The sequence below is a fragment of the Pseudoalteromonas luteoviolacea NCIMB 1942 genome, assembly GCF_001625595.1.
Classification (GTDB): domain Bacteria; phylum Pseudomonadota; class Gammaproteobacteria; order Enterobacterales; family Alteromonadaceae; genus Pseudoalteromonas; species Pseudoalteromonas luteoviolacea_A.
This window is the reverse complement of sequence record NZ_AUXT01000226.1, coordinates 1-2,154: the sequence shown is the minus strand read 5'-3', so window position 1 is coordinate 2,154 and position 2,154 is coordinate 1. Positions and strand designations below refer to the sequence as shown.

Sequence of the window (2,154 nt, the reverse complement as noted above, 5' to 3'; positions counted from 1 at the left end):
CAACTATCCTGACACAGGGGGTTAACTACAGCTCCGACAATTGACTCTCTATTTGAAAAAGTTTTAACAAGCGGCGGCGAAAGTTGTGTAGTTAGTGAGAGCACTTTTGATGAAATTAATTACTTCCCTAATAACTATTACTTATCATGCGGTCAAGAGGGAAGTGGGTTTACTGTTGTTGGTTTCGTGGAACAGTAAATCTAACAAGGGCATTTAAGTCGGAACAAAAACAGTTGGCTTTGTTTCGTCCCTCAACAATTATAGCCAACTGATTTCATCCGCTTAATAGCGGCGTTATAAGCTCTAAGGAAATCAATGCAGATCGAATGTCCATCTTGCGCTACAGACAACAAAATTGAGTTTGGTGAGAATATTGTTTGTAGCGAATGCAAAGAGTCATTTGCAGGCCACTCTTATAAGAAATTTAAGAAGCCGATTTTATCGGCTACAACTGCTCTATTTATTGGTGCATTCGGAACATATAAAGCAGACCAAATATTCTTTGAGGATCAACGATACCCACTTAATGTTGAATATGAACTTATAGATAGTTGTGTAAACTCGTCGCGCATACTAATGAACTCTTACCGTCATGTTGAAAAAACTCAGGCTTGTGTATGTGCGTTAGAAAAAACAATGGAAGTGATCAGTTATAAAGAGCTAAAGAAAAGTGAGTCAGAGTTCCTGACTCGCTTTAGAAGCAGCCTGACTAGCTGCAATTAGTTACTTTCCCTTTTGTGGGTTATTACCGCGTCCACCTCCAGAAGGCTTACCGGTAGTGCTTGGACCGTTGGGTGGGCGAGTTGAACCAGATTGGCTTGCAGCAGATTGCGCTCTTGCAGCAAAAGAACCTTTCGGGACGACTCCACCATTTGATTTAGCTGTCGCTGACTGAATTCGAGCAGCAGCGGCTTTTGACATTGATTTAGACATAGTAGTCTCCAAATTTGAATAATAATTGTCCCGCCTGGGACATTGGTAATGCTAGGGAATAGGAAAAGACAAATGGGGACAAAGCAAACATCTCTTGAGCTGTTGTCGCAAATAAAAGAACTGATAGCTCAGCTAGGCTGGTCTCAGAATAAACTCGCTCGAATTTTGTACACTGAATTGAATGAGTGGGATGACGACGATGAAATCCTTAAATTTCAAGAGAAATTAAAAAAAGATCTTCAAAGGCCAACCACAAAGGTAGAAAGGTTAAGAGTTTATCTCGACGTGATTGTTAGGCATCCAGATGCTAAAGAAATAGATGTGGTTTTTAATAAATATAGCCCGCAAAACTCTATCAGCTCAAGCCTAAGCAAGGCGATGGGTGATATATCTCAAGAAATCGACAACGCTTATAACAAGGCGTTACACCGGACAAGCCGGTGAACGCGGCGTTGAGGCTGTAGGATTACTCTTTTAAGGTACTGATTTAATGGATTTTTAATTGGTTGTTTTCTAACCTTGAATCGAGTTGGTTGCTGTGATCTAATAGATATTATTCATCCACAGTAACGTGTTATGGCTAACTACAAGCCTGACTTCTCCTGCCAAAATAAATTCATTCCTATCAATTTCTCTGAGCAAATTTTGCCAGGCACCTTTGAGTATGCGCTTTGTCATATTGTTGAAAATAAACTCGATTTAACGGGGTTTGATGCATGGTACAACAACGATAAAACAGGCGCTGCGGCATATCCACCATCGTTGATGCTAAAGATTATTTTACTTGGTTATGCACATGGTTTAATCAGTAGTCGTCGTATTGCTAAAGCATGTGAAACAAACATTTTATTTATGAGTGTGTCGGGCGATGTGCAACCACATTACACATCAATAGCGGGTTTCGTTGCTAAAATGCACGAACAAATTGAACCGCTCTTTACGCAAGTGCTGATGATATGTGACGAGGAAGGTTTAATTGGCCGTAATATGTTTGCAATTGATGGGTGTAAATTAAAGTCCAATGCGAGTAAAGAATGGAGCGGTACATTCGATGAGCTTGGACGTAAAAAGGCCAAATTAGAGCGAGCGAGTAAACGTATTATCGAGCGACACCAATCACAAGATAATCTAAGTGAAGAGCAGATTAATCAAGATTTAAAGCAAAAAGAAAAGCTAGATAAAAGTGCAGATAAAATCACGCAGTTTTTAGCCACACATCAA

General features: G+C 40.0%; 4 protein-coding genes. 3 read left to right on the top strand and 1 reads right to left on the bottom strand.

Annotation, left to right across the window (positions count from 1 at the left end; genetic code table 11):
• The first annotated feature begins 315 nt into the window (after positions 1-315).
• Complete coding sequence (locus tag N482_RS23925) at positions 316-723, top strand: hypothetical protein (RefSeq protein WP_063379435.1); 408 nt, start codon at positions 316-318, stop codon at positions 721-723.
• Here N482_RS23925 and N482_RS23920 read toward each other — a convergent pair whose 3' ends face one another.
• A complete protein-coding gene (locus N482_RS23920) occupies positions 724-933 on the bottom strand; it encodes a hypothetical protein (protein WP_063379434.1) in 210 nt (69 codons plus the stop codon).
• 72 nt (positions 934-1,005) lie between these two features.
• Here N482_RS23920 and N482_RS23915 point away from each other — a divergent pair, with 72 nt between their 5' ends.
• On the top strand, positions 1,006-1,377 hold the full coding sequence (locus tag N482_RS23915; protein ID WP_063379433.1) for a hypothetical protein: 372 nt from the start codon (positions 1,006-1,008) through the stop codon (positions 1,375-1,377).
• Positions 1,378-1,509: 132 nt separating this feature from the next.
• Positions 1,510-2,154 (top strand): transposase (locus tag N482_RS23910; RefSeq protein ID WP_196765379.1); only part of this gene is annotated, 645 nt, incomplete at its 3' end.

Excerpts from the sequence above, each read along its gene's own strand:
- N482_RS23920 (WP_063379434.1), bottom strand. The coding sequence starts at position 933 with ATGTCTAAATCAATGTCAAAAGCCGCTGCTGCTCGAATTCAGTCAGCG.
- N482_RS23915 (WP_063379433.1), top strand. The coding sequence starts at position 1,006 with ATGGGGACAAAGCAAACATCTCTTGAGCTGTTGTCGCAAATAAAAGAA.
- N482_RS23925 (WP_063379435.1), top strand. The coding sequence starts at position 316 with ATGCAGATCGAATGTCCATCTTGCGCTACAGACAACAAAATTGAGTTT.